8 protein-coding genes are annotated in these 17,396 nt (G+C 69.0%); 5 read left to right on the top strand and 3 right to left on the bottom strand.

The window, feature by feature from the left end:
* Nucleotides 1–72: 72 nt before the first annotated feature.
* Complete coding sequence (locus tag ACSQ8Y_RS23285; protein ID WP_436268784.1) at nucleotides 73–9,393, bottom strand: beta strand repeat-containing protein; 9,321 nt, start codon at nucleotides 9,391–9,393, stop codon at nucleotides 73–75.
* A 176-nt stretch (nucleotides 9,394–9,569) separates the two neighbouring features.
* On the opposite strand from ACSQ8Y_RS23285, the gene nudC reads away from it, so the two are divergent.
* The 3 genes from nudC to ACSQ8Y_RS23270 all read left to right on the top strand — a co-directional run bounded on the left by nudC (nucleotide 9,570) and on the right by ACSQ8Y_RS23270 (nucleotide 12,493).
* A complete protein-coding gene (nudC, locus tag ACSQ8Y_RS23280) occupies nucleotides 9,570–10,400 on the top strand; it encodes an NAD(+) diphosphatase (protein WP_436268783.1) in 831 nt (276 codons plus the stop codon).
* 96 nt (nucleotides 10,401–10,496) lie between these two features.
* A complete protein-coding gene (gene folE, locus ACSQ8Y_RS23275; protein ID WP_436268782.1) occupies nucleotides 10,497–11,066 on the top strand; it encodes a GTP cyclohydrolase I FolE in 570 nt (189 codons plus the stop codon).
* Between the two features lie 5 nt (nucleotides 11,067–11,071).
* Nucleotides 11,072–12,493, top strand: a complete 1,422-nt coding sequence (locus ACSQ8Y_RS23270; protein WP_436268781.1) for a thioredoxin family protein — start codon at nucleotides 11,072–11,074, stop codon at nucleotides 12,491–12,493.
* Nucleotides 12,494–12,603: 110 nt separating this feature from the next.
* On the opposite strand, the gene ACSQ8Y_RS23265 is transcribed toward ACSQ8Y_RS23270, so the two are convergent.
* Complete coding sequence (locus tag ACSQ8Y_RS23265) at nucleotides 12,604–14,298, bottom strand: M20/M25/M40 family metallo-hydrolase (RefSeq protein ID WP_436268780.1); 1,695 nt, start codon at nucleotides 14,296–14,298, stop codon at nucleotides 12,604–12,606.
* Nucleotides 14,299–14,520: 222 nt separating this feature from the next.
* On the opposite strand from ACSQ8Y_RS23265, the gene ACSQ8Y_RS23260 reads away from it, so the two are divergent.
* A complete protein-coding gene (locus ACSQ8Y_RS23260) occupies nucleotides 14,521–14,907 on the top strand; it encodes a DUF4148 domain-containing protein (RefSeq protein ID WP_436268779.1) in 387 nt (128 codons plus the stop codon).
* A gap of 118 nt (nucleotides 14,908–15,025) precedes the next feature.
* The gene (locus tag ACSQ8Y_RS23255) at nucleotides 15,026–16,603 is read left to right on the top strand and encodes a methyl-accepting chemotaxis protein (protein ID WP_436268778.1); all 1,578 of its coding nucleotides are present in this window, start codon (nucleotides 15,026–15,028) and stop codon (nucleotides 16,601–16,603) included.
* Between the two features lie 297 nt (nucleotides 16,604–16,900).
* Here ACSQ8Y_RS23255 and ACSQ8Y_RS23250 read toward each other — a convergent pair whose 3' ends face one another.
* Complete coding sequence (locus ACSQ8Y_RS23250; protein WP_436268777.1) at nucleotides 16,901–17,350, bottom strand: hypothetical protein; 450 nt, start codon at nucleotides 17,348–17,350, stop codon at nucleotides 16,901–16,903.
* Nucleotides 17,351–17,396: the final 46 nt, after the last annotated feature.

Here is a 17,396-nt window from a genome sequence, read left to right as displayed (position 1 = left end):
ATTGCTATCGGCCAAGACGAAAAAAAGGACCGGTTCCTGGCGGAAACCGGTCCGTTTGGCAACAGCCGCGGCTTATTTTCCGGGCATGGCCAGCCAGCCCTGGTGCTGCTTGTCCTGCCAGCGCTCGGCCGCCGCGCCCGGCGAAAGCGGCGCCGCCCCTGTAGCGGCGCCCGCGCCTGCGCCGTACTGGCGCAGCGCGTCGGCCATGGCTTGCACATTGTGCGGCATGACGCCGTGGCTGCCGCCTTCGCTGCCGGTGCCGCCGATGCTGCCGCGCAGGCCCGGCAGGACGCCGCCGGACGGGGCGAAACCATGCTGCTCACTGTAGCTTGCCAACAACTGCGACAGGCTGTGCACCTGTCCATCCAGGCCGGCAGGCGCGGTGCGGAACCAGACGTCGGCCGTGTCGTGCACGCTGCCGTCGCTGCCGGTGTAGCTGGACGACATGCCGACGATGTTGCCGTTTTGCATAAGCGGCGCCGACTTGGCTGCGGTGGCGATGCTGGCGATGCCCAGTTCCTGCAGGCCGCGCAGTTCGCCCTGCTGGCTGACGCCGTCGCTGTTGCCGTCCACCCACACGCGCAGCGCGCCGTAGGCGGCATCGGCGGCCGTGATGGCGCCGTCCTTGTTGCTGTCGAGCGCGGCCAGCGCGGCATAGCCGTCGGCCGCCGTGCCGCCGCCGGCCAGGCGGGTCGCCGAGCCGAACAGTTCGCCGCCGTCGGTGATGGCGCCGTCGCCGTCGCTGTCCAGGGCCAGCAGGCCGTCGCGCGGACCGGCCCAGCCGGTGGCCACGGCCGTCCCGCCAGCGCGGATGTCGAAGCGCACGCCGGCGTCGACCGACAAGGTGGTCACGCCGTCGCCGTCCAGGTCCAGCACCAGCGGCGTGGCCCAGTAGGATGCGGCGCCGTTGGCCATGGTCTGGTCGACCGACATCACGGCGATTTGCGCGGCGCTGAAGTAGACCAGCTGGGACGCGTCCATCGCGGCCAGGTCGGCCGTTTCCAGTGCCATGACCTGCGTGGTGCTCAGCGACGTGATTTGCAGTGAACCGAGCGCTGCGGCCTGTTCGGTGGTCAAACCGGCCACCTGTGCCGTGGTCAGCGCCGCCACCTGGGTGGCTTTGAGCGCCTGCACCTGCAGCGTGGTCAGCGAGTCGAACTGCGCCACCGGCAGCGCCGCGATCTGCGCCGTGGTGAGCACGCCCACCTGCGCCGCGGTCAGCGCCGCGAGCTGGCTGTCGTCCAGCGCGGCCAGCTGGTCGTTGCCCAGCGCCGCCACCTGGCTCAGCTTGAGCGACTGCACCTGGGCCGTGCTCAGGCCCGGCAGCTGCGCCGGATCCAGGAAGCCCAGCTGCGTCGTGCTCAGGTTGCTGACCTGCGAAGTACTCATCGCGTTCAGCTGCAAGGTGGTCAGGGCGCTGATATGGTCGACGGTCCACACCGCCAGCTGCGCGTTCTTCAGCGCCGCCACCTGCTCGGTGCCCAGCACGCCGACCTGGGCGCCGCTCAGCGCCGCGATCTGCGTGTTGCTCAGGGTCTGGATCTGCGCCGTGTTGAAACTGCCCAGCTGGGCGTCGCTCAGCGCGCCGATCTGGTCCACCGTGAGCGAGGGGATCTGCACCAGCTTGATGGCCGCGATCTGCTCGGTGGCGAAGGCCTGCAGCTGGGTGTTCGACAGCGCGGCGATCTGGGTGGTGGTCAGGTAGCCGATCTGCTGCGTGGCCAGGGTGACGACTTGCAAGGTGGTCAGCGCGAAGGCCTGGTCGGCCGACAGCGCGGCGATCTGCAGCGCGCCCAGCGCCGGGATCTGGTCGGTGCTCAGCGCCGGGATCTGGCTTAGTTCGAGCGCGGCGATCTGCGCCGTGCTCAGCGCCGCCACCTGCGCCGTGCCCAGGGTCACCAGGTGGTCGGTCGACAGCGTGGCCAGGGTCACCAGGTCGATGGCGCGCACTTGCGTGCTGCTGAGCGCACCCAGTTGCAGGGTGGTCAGCTCGGTCAGGTTGGCCGTGTCGAGCGCGGCGATCTGCAGCGTGCTCAGGGCGCGCACCTGCTGCGTGCCCAGGGCCGCCACCTGCACGCTGTCGAGCGCGATGAACTGCGCGTTGTCGAGCTGGCTGATCTGGCGCGTGCTCAATGCCGCCAGGTCGGCCGTCTCCAGCGCCGCCAGCTGCGCCGAGCTCATGCTGTTGAGCTGGGCGCTGTTCAGCGCGGCCGCTTGCGCCGTCGTCAGCGCCACGATCTGCGCGCTGTTGAAGCCCTCGCTGAACTGCGCCGTGCTGAGCGAGGCCAGCGCGACGGTGTTCAGTGCGGCAATCTGGTTTGTGCCCAGCAGGTCGATCTGGGCCGTGTCCAGGCCGGCCAGCTGGCTAGACGCCAGCGTGCCGACCTGCAGCGTGTTCAGGGCAGCCAGCTGGCTGTCGAGCAGGGCCGACAGCTGGCTGCTGCGCAGCGCCGCGACGGCCGCCGTGCCCAGCGCGTTCAGCTGCATGGTGTCCAGGCCCAGTGTCAGCTGCGCGGTGGTCAGCGCAGCCACGGCGGCCGTGCCCAGCGCCGCCATCTGGTCGGTGCTGAAGACGGCCAGCTGTTCGCTGCCCAGGCCGGCCACCTGCACCGTCGCCAGGCTGGCGACCTGGCTGCCGGTCAGCGCGGCGATCTGTGCCGCCGACAGGCCCTCGGCCAGCTGGATGCTGCTCAGGCCGGCAATCGAGGCGGTCGCCAGCGCCGCCACTTGCGCGGTGGCCAGCGATTGCAGGAAGGCCGTGCCCAGCGTGGCCAGTTGCAGCGTGGTGAGCGCGTTCAGGTCCGATGTTTCCATCGCTTCGACCTGGGCGGCCGACAGCGCGGCCAGCTGGGCGCTGCCCAGCGCGCGCGCTTGCAAGGTGCTCAGCGCGGCGATCTGGTCGGTGCTGATGCCGTCGGCCAGTTGCGCCGTGTCGAGCTGGGCGATGTGGGCCGTGTTCAGCGCGGCGAACTGGACGGTGGTGAGCGCGGCCAGCTGCGTGCTCGACAGCGCCGCGAACTGGGCGCTGCCCAGCGCATTCAGGTCGGCGCTTTCCAGCGCCGCCATCTGCGTGCCGTCCAGCAAGGCGAGCTGGTCGGTGCTGAGGCCGGCCGCCTGGCTGGTGCTCAGCGCGGCCAGCTGGTCGCTGCCCAGCAGCGCCACTTGCTCGCTGCTCAGGCTGTTGAGCTGCGCCGTGGTCAGCAGCGCGAACTGGCCGGTGGCCAGCGCGAGGATGTTGTCGCTCGACAGGGCGGCGATCTGCTGCGAACCGAGCGCGCGCAGGTCGGTGCTCTCCAGCGCCGCCACCTGCACGGCCGACAGCGCGGCCACCTGGTCGGTGTCGAGCGCGGCCACTTGCGCGCTGCTCAGCGCGACGATCTGCTGGGTCAGCAGGAAGGCCAGCTGGTCCGGGCCCAGCGCGACCACCTGGCTGGTTGTCAGGCGGGCCACGTCGTTCGTTTCCAGCGCGCCGATCTGGTCGCTGGTCAGCTGGAGCAACTGGTCGGTGGCCAGGCCGGCCACTTGCAGCGTGCTCAAGCCGGCGATTTGCAGCGTGCTCAGCGCCTGCAGCTGTTCGCTGGTCAAGGTGGCGATCTGCGCCGTGGTCAGGCGTTGCAGCTGCCAGGTGCTCAGCGCGGCGACCTGTTCGGCCAGCAGGCCGCTGCTTTGCTCGGTCGTCAGCGCCGCCAGGTCGGCCGTTTCCAGCGCCAGGATTTGCGCGGTCGACAGCGCTTGCAGGAAGTCGCTGCCCAGCGTGGCCGCTTGCGCGGTGCTCAGCGCGGCCAGGTGGGCGTCGTCCAGCGCGGCGATCTGGTCCGCGCTCAGGCTGTTGACCTGTTCGCTGCCCAGCGCGGCGAAGTCGGCCGTTTCGAAGGCCAGCAGCTGGTCGGTGGAGAGCGCCTGCACCTGGTCGGTGCTGAAGCTGCGCACCTGCACCGAGGTCAGGGCGGCGATCTGGCGCGTGTTGAACGCACCCATCTGGTCGGCAGCGAAGCCGGCCAGCTGGGCCGTGGTCAGGGCCTGGATCTGGGTCGTGGTCAGCACCGAGATCAGATTGCTGGTCAGCGCCATGGTGGGGCTGTTGCGCAGCACCACCAGGTCGGCCGTTTCCATCGCATTCAGCTGGTCGGTGCTGAACGCCTGCAACTGCTCGGTGGTCAGCGCGGCGGCCTGCAAGGTGGTCAGCGCGACGATCTGGTCGGTGGTCAGCGCCGCGATCTGCACGCTGTCGAGCGAGACGATCTGGCTGGTCTTCAGGGCCGCGAAGTCGTTCGTCTCGATCGCTTGCAGCTGGTCGCTGGCGAGCGCCTGCAGCTGGTCCGTGCTCAGGCCGGTGATCTGGGCCGTGGTCAGCGCCGCGATGCGGCTGGTGCCCAGCGTGGACAACTGTTCGGTGGTGAGCGCGGCGATTTGCGGCGCGGTCAGGCTTTGCAGCTGCGCGTCGGTCAGCGCCGCCAGCTGGTCGCTGCCGAGCACGGCGATCTGCGCCGTCTTGAGGGCGACCACGTCGTTGGTCTCCAGCGCCTGGATCTGGTCGCTGCTGAGCACAGCCAGCTGCACGCTGGTCAGCGCGGCGGTTTGCGCCTGGGTCAGCACGGCCAGCTGCACGCTGTTGAGCGCGGCGATCTGGGTGGTGGTCAGGGCGGCGATCTGGCTCGTTTTCAGCACGGCCTGGTCGGCCGTCTCGAGCGCCGCCAGCTGGTCGGTGGCCAGCGCGGCGATTTGCAGCGCGCTCAGCGCGCCGGCCTGCAGCGAGGTCAGCGCGACGATCTGGCCTGTGCTCAGCGCCAGGATCTGGTCGCTCACCAGCACCGCCACTTGCAGCGTGGTCAGCGCCTGCAGCTGGCTGTCGCGCAGCGCGGCGATCTGTTGCGTGCCCAGGTTGCTCAACTGGTTGGCGCGCAGCTGCTGCACGTCGATGGTTTCCAGCGCGCGGATCTGGTCCGTGCTCATGACCGACAGGTGCAAGGTGCTCAGCGCGCCGATCTGCAGCACCGCCAGCGCCGCCACCTGGGCGGTCGACAAGGCCATGATGTGTTCGGTGGTCAGGGCCGTCAGCGGGCCGATCTTCAGCGCCGCCAGGTCTTCCGTTTCCAGCGCGGCGACTTGCTGCGTGGTCAGCGCGGCCAGCTGCACGCTGGTCAGCGCGCCCGCTTGCAGCGAGGTCAGCGCCTTGATCTGCGCGGTGGTGAGCAGCGCCGTCTGGTCGCTGCCGAGGCCGGCGATCTGGGTCAGTTTCAGGCTGGCGAAGTCTTCGGTCTCGAGGGCGGCCAGCTGGGCGCTGTTCAGGGCGTTGAGCTGGCGCGTGGTCAGGCTGCCGGCCTGCAAGGTGGTCAGCGCGGCAATCTGCAAGGTCGACACGCCGGCCAGCTGGTCCGTGCCGATGGCGGCCACTTGCGCCACTTTCAGGCTCTGCAGCTGTGCGGTGTTGAGCGCGCCCAGCTGTTCGGTCGACAGCGCGGCGATGTGGCTGGTTTTCAGCGCGCCCAGGTCGTCCGTTTCCAGCGCGGCGATCTGCTGCGTCAGCAGGGCTTGCACCTGGCGCGTGGTCAGGGCGGCCGCCTGCAGCGTGCTCAGCGCGGCCAGATGGGCCGTGTCGAGCGTGCTGATCTGCATGGTGTTGAGCGCCGCGATCTGGGTCGCCTTCAGGCGCGCGAAGTCGGCGGTCGGAATGGCGGCGAGCTGCTCGCTGGCCAGGCCGGCCACCTGGGCCGTGGTCAGGGCGCCCAGCTGCAGGGTGTTCCAGCTGGTCAGCTGGGCCGAGCCCAGCACGGCCAGCTGCGCGCTGTTGAGTGCTGCCACCTGCTGCGTGGTCAGCGCGCCCAGCTGGGCGCTGCTCAGGGCCAGCAGCTGGGTGCCGGACAGGCCGGCCAGCTGCGCGGTGCGCAGCGCGGCCAGGTCGTTCGTTTCCAGCGCGCGCACCTGCGCCGTGTCCAGCGCGTTGATCTGGTCGGTGGAGAGGGCGGCCGCTTGCGCGGTGCCCAGCGCGACGATCTGGTCGGTGCTCAGCAGGGCGGCCTGCACCACCGTCAGCGCGGCGATCTGCTGGGTCTTCAGGCTGGCGAAATCGACGGTTTCCAGGGCGGCCAGCTGTTCGCTGGCCAGCGCGGCGATCTGCGCGGTGCGCAGGTTGGCCACCTGCAAGGTGCTCAGCGCGGCGATCTGCGCGCTGTCGAGCGCGCCCAGTTGCACGGTGTCGAGCGCGGCCAGCTGGGCCGTGGTCAGCGCGCGCACCTGGGCCGTGCCCAGCGCGGCCAGGCTGGCGTTCTGCAAGGCGGCGATCTGCTGCGTTTTCAGCGCGGCCAGGTCGTTCGTCTCCAGCGCGGCGGCCTGCTGCGTGGCCAGGCCGGCCATTTGCGCCGTCGTCAGCGCGGCCGCCTGCAGCGTGGTCAGCGCGGCGATCAGCGCGGTGTTCAGGGTGGCGAACATGGCGCTGCCCAGCGCGGTCAGCTGCTGGCTCTTCATGGCGGCCAGGTCGCGCGTTTCCAGCGCGTTGAGCTGGCTGCTGTCGAGCGCGGCCATCTGGCGGGTGCCGAGGTTGGCGGCCTGCAAGGTGGTCAGCGCCACGATTTGCTCGCTGGTGAGCGCCTGCACCTGGACGCTGGTGAGCGCGCCCAGTTGCAGCGAGCCCAGCGCCTGGAACTGCACGGTGCGCAGCGCGGCCAGGGCCTCGCTGGCGAGGGCCGCCACTTGCTGGGTCCGGAGTGCGGCCAGGTCGCTGGTTTCCAGCGCCGCCGCCTGCAGCGTCGACAGCGTGGCGACCTGCAGGGTGGTCAGGCCGGCCGCCTGGGCCGTCGTCAGGCCGCTGATCTGCCCGGTCTCCAGCGCGGCGACCTGTTCGGTCGTCAGCGCGGCGATCTGGCTGGTTTTCATCGTGGCCAGGGTGCTGCTCGGCAATGCCACCAGCTGGCTGGTGAGCAGGGCCGCCACTTGCGCGGTGGTCAGCGCTGCGGCCTGGTGGCTGCGCAGGCCGGCCACCTGGTCGCTGGTCAGGGCCTGGATCTGCGCGGTGCTCAGCTGCACGATCTGGCTGGTGCTCATGGCGCCCAGCTGCGAGGTGTTCAGGTTGCTGATGGCGCCGCTGTTCAGCGACGCCAGCTGGTTCGTTTTCAGCGCGGCAAAGTCGGCGCTTTCCATCGCGGCCAGTTGCGCCGTACTCATCACGCTCAGCTGCAAGGTGGTCAGCGAGGCGGCCTGGGCCGTGGTGAGGGCGACGATCTGGGCTGTGCCCAGCGCGGCCATCTGCTCGGTGTTGAAGCTGGCGATCTGGCTGGTCTTCAGCGCGGCCCAGTCGCGCGTTTCCAGCGCGTTGACCTGGTCGACGCTCAGCGAGAACAGCTGGCGCGTGGTCAGCGCGGCCATCTGCAAGGTGGTCAGCGCGACGATCTGAGTGCTGTCGAGCGCGCTCAACTGCGAGGTGGTCAGCGCGCCCAGCTGGGCGCTGTTGAGCAAGGCCAGTTGCGCGGTGCGCAGGGTGGCCAGGTTGGCGCTGCTCAGCGCGGCGATTTGCTGCGTCTTGAGCGCCGCCAGTTCGGCGTTGGTGAAGGCGGACAGCTGGGCGCTGTCGAGCGCGGCCAGTTGCGCCGTGGTCAGCGCGCCGACCTGCTGGGTGTTCAGGGCGGCGATATGGTCGGTGTTGAGGGCGGCGACCTGGTCGGTCGTCAGGGCGGCGATCTGGGTCGACTTCATGCGGCTCCAGTCGGCCGTCTCGAGCGCGTTGAGCTGCTCGGTCGTCAGCGCCTGCATCTGGCGCGTGGTGAGCGCGCCGGCCTGCACGGTGTTCAGCGCGGCGATCAGGGCGGTGCCCAGCGCGGCCAGCTGCGCCGTGTCCAGCGACGCGATCTGCTGCGATTGCATGCGGGTCCAGTCCTGCGTCTCGAGCGCGTTCAGCTGTTCCGTGTTCAGGATGCTCAACTGGCGCGTGGTCAGCGCGGCCGTCTGCGCGCTGGTGAGCGCGGCGATCTGGCTGCTGTCGAGCGCCTTCACCTGGGCCGTGCCCAGTGCGGCCACCAGCTGTGTGTTCAGGGCGTTGATCTGGCTGCTGTTCAGCGCGGCCACGGCGGCCGTGTTCAGCGCCGCCACCTGGTGGGTCTTGAGCACGGCCAGGTTGGCGCTGCTCAGCGCGGCGACCTGCTCGCTGTTCAAGGCCAGCAATTGCCGGGTGTCGAGGCCGGCGATCTGCACCGTTTTCAGCGCGGCCAGCAGGCGGGTGCCCAGCGCGGCCACTTGCTGCGTGGTCAGGGCGGCCAGCTGGGTCGATTTCAGCGCGGCGAAGTCCAGCGTTTCCAGCGCGTCGAGCTGGGTGCTCAGCAGCGCGGCGATCTGGCGCGTGCCCAAGGTGCCGGCCTGGGCCGTGCTGAGGGCGGCCAGTTGCAGGCTGTTCAGCGCCTGTACCTGGCGCGAGCTCAGCGCGCCCAGTTGCACGCTGTTGAGCTGGGCCAGTTCGCGCGTGTCGAGCGCGTCGATGACGGTGGTGTTCAGCGCGGCGATCTGGGCGGTCTTGAGGGCGCCGAAGCCGGCCGTGCTCAGGGCGGCCAGCGTGACCGCGTCCATGGCCGCTATCTGCTGCGTGGAAAGCGAACTGGTCTGCAACGTCGTCAGCGCGGCCAGCTGGGTGGTGCTCAAGGCGGCCAGCTGGTAGGAGCTGAAGGCGTTCAGCTGTGCTGTGGTGAGGGCGGCCAGCGCCTTGGTCGTCAGCGCGGCGAAGAATTCGGTGCCGAGCGTGCCCAGCAGCGCGGTCGACAGCGCGGCGGTCTGCGCGGTCGACAGGGTGGCCAGGTGGGCCGCGTCCAGCGCGTTGGCCTGCAGCGCGCTCAGGGCGTTCAGCTGCACGGCGGTCAGGGCGGCGAAATCATTGGTTTCCAGCGCATTGAGCTGGCTGCTGGTAAATGCGCTAAGCTGGCGCGTGGTCAGCGCGGCAGCTTGCGCCGTGGTCAGCGCGGCCAGGTGCGCGTCGTCCAGCGCGGCCAGCTGGCTGCTGCCCAGCGCGGCAATCTGGCGCGTGGCCAGCGCGGCGATGTCGGCCGTGTCCAGTCCGGCGAATTGCGCGGTGTTCAGGGCGGCGATCTGCTGGGTCGTCAGCGCGCCCAGTTGCGCCGAGCTCAGGCCGTTCGACAGCTGGTCTATGCTCAGCGCCGGCAACTGCAGCGTCGACAGGGACTGGATCTGCACGCTGGAAATGCCGGGCAGCTGCTGCGTGGTGAGTTCGGCCACCACCGCCGTCGGCAGCGCGCGCACCTGGATGGCGGTGAGCGCCCGCAACTGGGCGGTGCTGAGCACGGCGGACTGTTCGGTCGTCAGGACGGCAATCTCCGAGGTCGCCAAAGCGGCGATCTGGACGGTCGTGAGCGAGGCAATCTGGGCAGTGCTGAAACTGAGTAGTATTGAGGCCATTTTATATTCTCTCCTAGCAGCAATATATCTTAACCGCAATTAGGTCGATTTTGAGAGCTGGTAGGTAAAAGTAGTGCAAATCTTGGTCTGGAAACAATGACTTAGCGCGCTTCATCTATCAACCGCGCCAGGCTTGGTATTATCTTTTGTCTATCACTTTCAGGAACGTCGCCACCATGCTGAAAACACCCGCCGCATTTATTCCCGCCATGCATCCGCGCGCCCATCCGGAGCCGCTGACCTTCGTTTTCCATGGCAACCGGCTGTTGCTGGACCCGTCCGGCCTGGCGCTGCCGGACGCCGCCGGCCTGGCCGCTGCCGGCATCGAACTGGCGCCGGAACGCGTGCATCCGGTCGGCATGTGGAACGATCGCTATTATCAGGCAGCCTGGGTTGAGAGTGATGCTTTGGCGCAACAAAATTATGGCTGGCACGGCGTGCGCGGCCTGTTCGGCGCGCTCGACATCGAATTCCTGGCCTTGGCCGGCCGCGCCTGCCAGTTGGCCGAGTGGGCCCGCACCCACCGTTTTTGCGGTGCCTGCGCCACCCCCACGCGGCTGGCCGAGGGCGACCGCAGCTTCAAGTGCCCGGCCTGCGGCCACGCCGCCTATCCGCGCATCTCGCCTGCCATGATGGTGCTGATCCGCAAGGGCGACTCGGTGCTGCTGGCCATGCACGCCAACGCGCCGTACAAGCGCTACACGGCGCTGGCCGGTTTCCTGGAGGCCGGCGAGTCGGTCGAGGAGGCGGTGCACCGCGAAGTGCACGAGGAGGTCGGCCTGCGGGTGCACAATCTGCAGTACTTCGGCAGCCAGTCCTGGCCCTTCCCGCATTCGCTGATGCTGGCCTACACGGCCGACTACCTGGACGGCGAGATCCGGGTCGACCCGGCCGAGATCGCCGACGCGCGCTGGTTCGGCCCCGACGACGAGTGGCCGGACATGACGGTGACGGTGTCGATCGCAGCGCAACTGCTGGCCGCGCACCGGCCCCGGCGCGGCAGCTGAGAACACAGCGGCAGATACGCCGTATTGACGCCGGCGCCGGTGGCGCGCCGCGCTTTTCTATATACTGACGGCAATCGCATTTTTTATGGCTACATCATGAACAAAGAAGCAGCATTTTCGGAAAACGACTGGCGCCGCCTGCTGGCGGAACTCGGCGAAGATCCGGACCGTCCCGGCCTGCGCGAAACCCCGCACCGCGTCTCGAAAGCGTGGAAGCACTGGACCTCCGGCTACGGCCAGGACCCGGTCGAGCTGCTCAAGGTATTCGAGGACGGCGCCGAGCAGTACAACGAGCTCATCGTGGTGCGCGGCATCCCGGTCTACAGCCACTGCGAGCACCACCTGGCGCCGTTCTTCGGCAAGGCCACCATCGGCTACGTGCCGAACGGCAAGATCGTCGGCCTGTCCAAGCTGACCCGCCTGGTCGACTGCTTCGCCAAGCGCCTGCAGGTGCAGGAGCGCATGACGCAGCAGATCGCCAACGCGCTGATGGACGCGCTCGAGCCGAAAGCGGTGGGCGTGGTGGTGCGTTGCCGCCACCTGTGCATGGAAAGCCGCGGCATCCGCACGCCGGGCGAGGAGACCATCACCTCCGCCATGCTGGGCGAGCTGCAGCCCAACCTGGCGCTGCGCACCGAATTCCTGGCTCTGGCCCGCGAGCCCTGAACATCATGGCAGCGGCGATCGAATGGCAAAGCGGCGATCTGGGTGCCGCATTCGGGCTGGCGGCCTCGGTGGGCCGTCCATTGTTCCTGTACTGGGGCGCCGGCTGGTGCCCGCCGTGCAACCGGGTCAAGGCCGACATCTTCGCCCAGCCCGGTTTCGCGCAGCGCATGCGCGGCCTGCTGCCGTTCTGGCTGGACGGCGACGCGCCCGGCGCGCAGGCGCTGGCCGCGCAATACAAGCTGCGCAGCTATCCGACGCTGGTGCTGTACGCGCCGGACGGCCGCGAGCTGAGCCGTTTGCCGTGCGAGCTGGACGGCGAACGCTTCATCGCCGCGCTCGATCTGGCGCTGGGCGCCGGCCACACCGCCGCCGAGTCGCTGCAGGCGGCGCTGGGCAACACGCGCCCGCTGGCGGACGACGAGTGGGCCCTGCTCAGCCTGTATTCCTGGGACACGGATGAAGGCCAGCTGCTGCCGGCGTCCGAGCAGCCCGCCGCGCTGGCCAGGCTGGCCGAAGCCTGCCCGGCCAGGGACGAGGACGGGCAAGTGCGCGCCGACGCCTGCGCGCGGCTGCACCTGCACGCGCAGGTGGCCGCCGCCGGCCGCATCGCCGGGCCCGCGTCGGCCGGCAACGCCTCCGCCAGCGCGGCCCAGGCCGCCGCGACCATCGCCGCCGCCGCCGACCGGCTGCTGCGCGTGTTCGGCGACACCCGGCTGGCGCGCGCCAATATGGACATCCTGGTCAACAGCGGCGTCAACCTGATCAAATGGTCCGGCGCCCGGCAGGGCGAGCTGGTGCAGGCGCTCGACAAGGCCGCGCGCGAATTCGCCGCCGACGCCAGCCTGTCGCAGGCCGACCGCCTGGCGGCGGTGCGGCTGCAGATGCGGCTGGTGCGCCTGGGCGGCCCGTCCGAAGGGATTGCCGAGCTGGTGCGCGGCACGGTGGACCATGCGCTGGCCGAGGTGAGCGAGCCGCACGCCCGCCACGCGCTGGTCAACACGGCGGTGAGCGCGCTCAACGAAGCGGGCTACGCCGACCAGGCCGAGGCCCTGCTGCAAGCCGAGCTGGCCGGATCGCACGCGCCCTACTACTTCATGCTCAGCCTGGCCGCCGCGGCGCGCCGGCGCGGCGACATCCCGGCCACCCTGGGCTGGTACGAGCAGGCATGGCAAGCCTCGTCCGGCAGCGCCACGCGGCTGCAATGGGGCGCGACCTATCTGGCCAGCGTGATCGACATGACGCCGGAAGACCAGCCGCGCATCGAGCTGGGCGCGCAAGGCATCGTGCGCGACATCGCCGCTGCCGGCGACGCCTACCAGCAGCGCAACCGGGCACATCTGCAGCGCCTGGCCGGCAAGCTCGCCATGCTGACCGTCCCCGGCCCCCAGGCCGCCGCCCTCCAGCGCCTGCTCACCGCCAACCTCTAGCCAAGACGAGCTTATATTGCAAGCCGAGCCGCATTCGCGGCCTCGGCGCTCCCGTCAGACCGGGACGCCGAGGCCGCGATGCGGCTCAGTTCGGCTATCCGGCGCGCTGGCTATTTGACGGCCGGGGCAGGCTCGCGCAGCGATTTGAATTCGGCGCCGGGTTTCCATTGCGGCACGCCGGACTCTTGCGCGGCGCGCAGGCCGACCTGGAACAGCAGCTCGATGTCTTGCAGCGCGCCGCCCAGGTCCCAGAGCGGCTGCACCATGTCCGTGACCTTGTGGTAGTCGTGCGCGGTGTAGGCGTCCAGCGTGGCGGCGGCGTAGCCGGGCGGCTTGCCGATGAAGTCGCGCCCGCCATGCGTGTACACCACCGGCACGCCCTGCTTGGCGAACTCGAACTGGTCGCTGCGGTAGAACGCGCCCAGCTCGGGATTGCCTTCCGGACGCACCACCCGTCCTTGCAGCTTGGCCACCGCCGCCACCAGGTCGTCGGCGGTCGATTTGCCGTGCCCGGTCAGCTCGACGTCGCGCGTCTTGCCCCACAGGTTGAGGCCGTCCACGTTGATGTTGAGCACGGTCTTGGCCAGCGGGTACAGCGGGTGCCGCGCGTAGTACTGCGCGCCCAGCAGGCCGCGCTCCTCGCCCGTCGTCAGCAGGAACAGCACCGTGCGCTTCGGCGGCTGCGGCAGCGCCTTGTAGGCCTGCGCCACTTCCAGCAGCGCCGCCACGCCGGACGCGTTGTCCAGCGCGCCATGGAAGATCTGCTTGCTGCGCGGCCCCGGCAGCGTTTCGTCGATGCCGAAATGGTCCCAGTGCGCGCTGTAGATCACCACCTCGTCCTTCAATTTCGGATCGGAGCCTTCGATCTTGGCCACCACATTGTTCGACGGCATCTCGTTCCACGCGTTGGCCACCGTCACGCTGGCGGTCGCGCCCAGCGGCACCGGCTTGAAGTCGCGCGACACGGCCGCCTTCTTCAGCGCGTCGAAGTCCTGGCCCGCGGCGCGGAACAGCTCCCTGGCGCGATCGAGCTGCAGCCAGCCGGCCACGGCCGGGTAGCCCGGCGGGGTCTCGCCCTTGCCGCTCTTCAGGCCGTAGCTGCCGCGGCCCCAGCTGCTGCGCACCACGTCGTAGGGATAGCCGGCCGCGCGCGTCTCGTGCACGATGAGGGCGCCGGCCGCGCCCAGGCGGGCCGCCGTTTCGAATTTGTAGCTCCAGCGGCCGTAATAGCTCATCGCCGCGCCGCCGAACTGCGCCGCGTCCAGCCGCCCCGGGCGCCTGGAGTCGGGCAGCGGCGGGTCGTTGATCAGCATGACCAGCGTCTTGCCGCGCACGTCCGCGCCCTTGTAGTCGTCCCATTTGAATTCCGGCGCCTGCACGCCGTAGCCGACAAACACCAGCTCGGAATTGGCCACGGCAACCTTGCGCTCGGTGCGCGGCGACCATGCCACGTAGTCGGCCGGGAAGGCCAGCGTGGCGGGCTTGCCGGCCGCCGTGTAGGCCAGCGTCGGCGACGGCTGCACGTACACCAGCGGCACTTTCTGCAGATAGCTGCCGTCCGGGTTGCCGGGCGCCAGGCCGATCTTCTTCAACTCCTCCTGCAGATAGGCGAGGGTGGCGGTTTCGCCCTTGGTGGCCGGCGCGCGGCCCTCGAACTCGTCCGAAGCCAGCGCGGTGATATGGCGCAGCAGGGCGGCGCCGTCGAACTTGTAGGGGGCGGGCGGGCGCGCGGGCGGCACGGCGGCGCTGGCCGCCGCGCCATGCACGAGCAGCAGCGCGGGCGCCAGGCTGGACATTTTTTTCATTGGAACTGTTGCGGAAAACCTAAGACCAGCCATTGTGTCATATCCAGCCCGCTTGCATCACATTCGCGGCGCTTCGGCCCATGCCGCGGCGCGGCAGCTTGACCGTCAATGCTGGGATATCTGAAAAACGGATAGGTTTGAACCGATAATTGCGCTTTATTATCGCCAAATTAAATCATAAGATGACTCCATCGAAACGACACCTCTCCAAGGAGAAATCTCATGAACGCCAAACACATCATCGCTTCCGTCTCCCTGCTGTTCGCCGCCGGCGCCGCCCTGGCCGAGCCGACAGAGCTGAACTTCCCCAACCTGGTGGCCGGCCAGCACTCCAGCCTGACCCGCGCGCAGGTGCAAGCCGAGGTGCTGCAAGCGCGCGCCGCCGGCGAACTGGAATTCAGCGAGGTCAACTACCCGCCGCTGGCAGCCAGCACCTCCGCGCTGAGCCGCGAACAGGTCAAGGCCGGCGTCATCGCCGCCCGCGCGACGGGCGAGCTGGACCTGAACGACAGCAACTACCCGTCCTTCTTCGACGGCCGCGCACAACGCCCGTCGGCCACCCTGGCCGCGTCCAAAACCCGCGCCCGTTCCGCCTCTGGCGCGCAGTAACAACGGTTTGCGCAACACCCCGGCCTCCGAGGCCGGGGTCGCGCATTTTATAGGTGCTTTCCTGCTTACTTTCAGAGTATTCTTGTTCCCACAAGAATATATTCGGGAGACAGCAGCGATGAATTTTTCCTTCCGCCAGAAGTTGTGGATACCCCTGATCTGCAGCCTGTTCTGCATCACGGCCATTTTCCTGTACGAGTCCATCCAGTTGCGCAACACGCGCGTCGAGGAGCGCATGGCCGACCTGTCCAACCTGGACGACCTCGGCATCAGCGTGCTCAAGCTGTACCACGAGAAGGCCCAGTCCGGCGCGCTGAGCAAGGAAGAGGCGCAGAAGCAAGCCATGGCCATCATCAAGAGCATGCGCTATGGCAAGGACGGCTATGTCTCCATCACCAGCAATGCCGGCGTCACCGTCATGCATCCGATCAAGCCCGAGAACGACGGCAAGAACATGCTGGACTTCAAGGACCCCAAGGGCACGTATCTGTACCGCGACATCGTCGCCGTCGCCAACAGCCCGTCCGGCACCGGCTTCGTCCGTTACTGGTGGCCGCGCCCCGGCGCCAAGGAGCCGGCGCCCAAGCTGACCCACGTGATCAGCTTCAAGCCCTGGGAGTGGAACTTGCTGACCGGCGTCTACATGGACGACATCGACGACGCCTTCCAGGCCGGCCTGCTGAAATCGGGCGGCCTGGTGCTGCTGGTGTGCGCGGTGCTGGGCGCCATCGTCAGCTACATCAACCGCAGCCTGCGCCAGACCATAGGCGGCGAGCCTGAATACGCGGCCGAAGTGGCCTCGCGCATCGCCGGGGGCGACCTCAGCGGCAATGTCGAGACCGGCGCCGACGACAGCAACAGCGTGCTGTACGGCATGAAGACCATGCAGGCCAGCCTGGCCGCCACGATAGGCGAGATCCGCCGCAGCGCCGACACCATCGCCACCGCGTCGTCGGAAATCGCCAGCGGCAATATGGACTTGTCGGCGCGCACCGAGTCGCAGGCCAGTTCGCTGGAGGAGACCGCCGCGTCGATGGAGCAGCTCACCTCCACCGTCAACCACAACACCGACAACGCGGCCGAGGCCAACCGGCTGGCGCAGGCCGCCTCGCAGGTGGCGCAGCAGGGGGGCGCGGTGGTGTCGCAAGTGGTGCAGACCATGGACACCATCAACAGTTCGGCCACCCGCATCGTCGACATCATCAGCGTCATCGACGGCATCGCCTTCCAGACCAACATCCTGGCCTTGAACGCGGCGGTGGAGGCGGCACGCGCGGGCGAACAGGGGCGCGGCTTCGCGGTGGTCGCGTCCGAGGTGCGCAACCTGGCGCAGCGCAGCGCGTCGGCGGCGCGCGAGATCAAGGAGCTGATCAACGATTCGGTCGGCAGCATCGAAGCCGGCAGCGCGCTGGTGGCCAAGGCCGGCGCCACCATGACGGAAGTGGTGGGCAGCGTGGCCAAGGTGACCCAGATCATGGGCGCGATCACGGCCGCCACGGGCGAGCAGAGTACCGGCATCGGCCACGTCAACCAGGCCATCACCGAGATGGATTCGGTCACGCAGCAGAACGCGGCGCTGGTCGAGCAAGCCGCCGCCGCCGCCAGCGCGATGCAGGACCAGGCCGCCAACCTGGCTTCGCTGGTATGCCGCTTCCGCCTGCACGCCCACGAAACCGGCGTCGCCCTGCGGCGCTAGCCCGTCATCCCCGCGCAGGCGGGGACCCATAAAGCTGGCTTCGCAGGTTGCCGTTTCCGTATGCACGACCACGAAACCGGCGTCGCCCCGCGGCGCTAGCCTGTCATCCCTGCGCAGGCGGGGATCCATACAAAGCTGGCTTCGCAGGTTGCCGTTTCCGTATGCACGACCACGAAACCGCCGTCGCCCCGCGGCGCTAGCCTGTCATCCCCGCGCAGGCGGGGATCCATACACACTTGGCGGGCCACGCAGCATGGGATCCTGTCGACGGACTGCCGCGGCAGGGCGGCGGTCAGCCTAGTTGGCCGGGGCCGGGGCCGGAGCGGCGGGGGCGGCTGCCGGTGCCGCTGCGGCCACGGCAGGCTCGAACAGCAGCTTGTCGCCCTCGACCTTGAACACACCGACCTTCTCGCCGGCGGCAGGGCCGGTCTCGCTGACCAGCGAACAGCCCTGCGTCTCCACCTGCCAGACCTGTTCTCCCGAGCGCAAGCTCCAGCGGTTCTCGCCGGACGAGAACAATTCCATCTCCACGTCGTCGCGCGGCGCCTCGCCCAGCGGGATCTGGCGCTGGCATTCCGGCAGCCGCGCCGCCAGCAGGGTCAGGCGCACATTGTCGGTCCAGAAGTAATCCTGCTGGCGCCGCAGCGACAGCGTGTGGTTGTTGGTGCCGTCCGCGTAATAGGTGGCGCTGTCGTTGACGCAGGCCGTCAACAGCAAAGGAAGCGTGGCGAGCAGAATCTTGCGCATGGCGGGTTTTCCCCTTGCTGTCTGTTGATGTGAAAGTATTATAGCG

The sequence above is a fragment of the Pseudoduganella sp. LjRoot289 genome, from assembly GCF_964252925.1.
Classification (GTDB): domain Bacteria; phylum Pseudomonadota; class Gammaproteobacteria; order Burkholderiales; family Burkholderiaceae_D; genus Rugamonas.
The sequence above is the reverse complement of the archived record's forward strand: the minus strand, read 5'-3'. Positions and strand labels throughout refer to the sequence as shown.

Coding starts and splice junctions, on each gene's coding strand:
- ACSQ8Y_RS23285 (WP_436268784.1), bottom strand. CDS start 9,393: ATGGCCTCAATACTACTCAGTTTCAGCACTGCCCAGATTGCCTCGCTC.
- nudC (WP_436268783.1), top strand. CDS start 9,570: ATGCTGAAAACACCCGCCGCATTTATTCCCGCCATGCATCCGCGCGCC.
- folE (WP_436268782.1), top strand. CDS start 10,497: ATGAACAAAGAAGCAGCATTTTCGGAAAACGACTGGCGCCGCCTGCTG.
- ACSQ8Y_RS23270 (WP_436268781.1), top strand. CDS start 11,072: ATGGCAGCGGCGATCGAATGGCAAAGCGGCGATCTGGGTGCCGCATTC.
- ACSQ8Y_RS23265 (WP_436268780.1), bottom strand. CDS start 14,298: ATGAAAAAAATGTCCAGCCTGGCGCCCGCGCTGCTGCTCGTGCATGGC.
- ACSQ8Y_RS23260 (WP_436268779.1), top strand. CDS start 14,521: ATGAACGCCAAACACATCATCGCTTCCGTCTCCCTGCTGTTCGCCGCC.
- ACSQ8Y_RS23255 (WP_436268778.1), top strand. CDS start 15,026: ATGAATTTTTCCTTCCGCCAGAAGTTGTGGATACCCCTGATCTGCAGC.
- ACSQ8Y_RS23250 (WP_436268777.1), bottom strand. CDS start 17,350: ATGCGCAAGATTCTGCTCGCCACGCTTCCTTTGCTGTTGACGGCCTGC.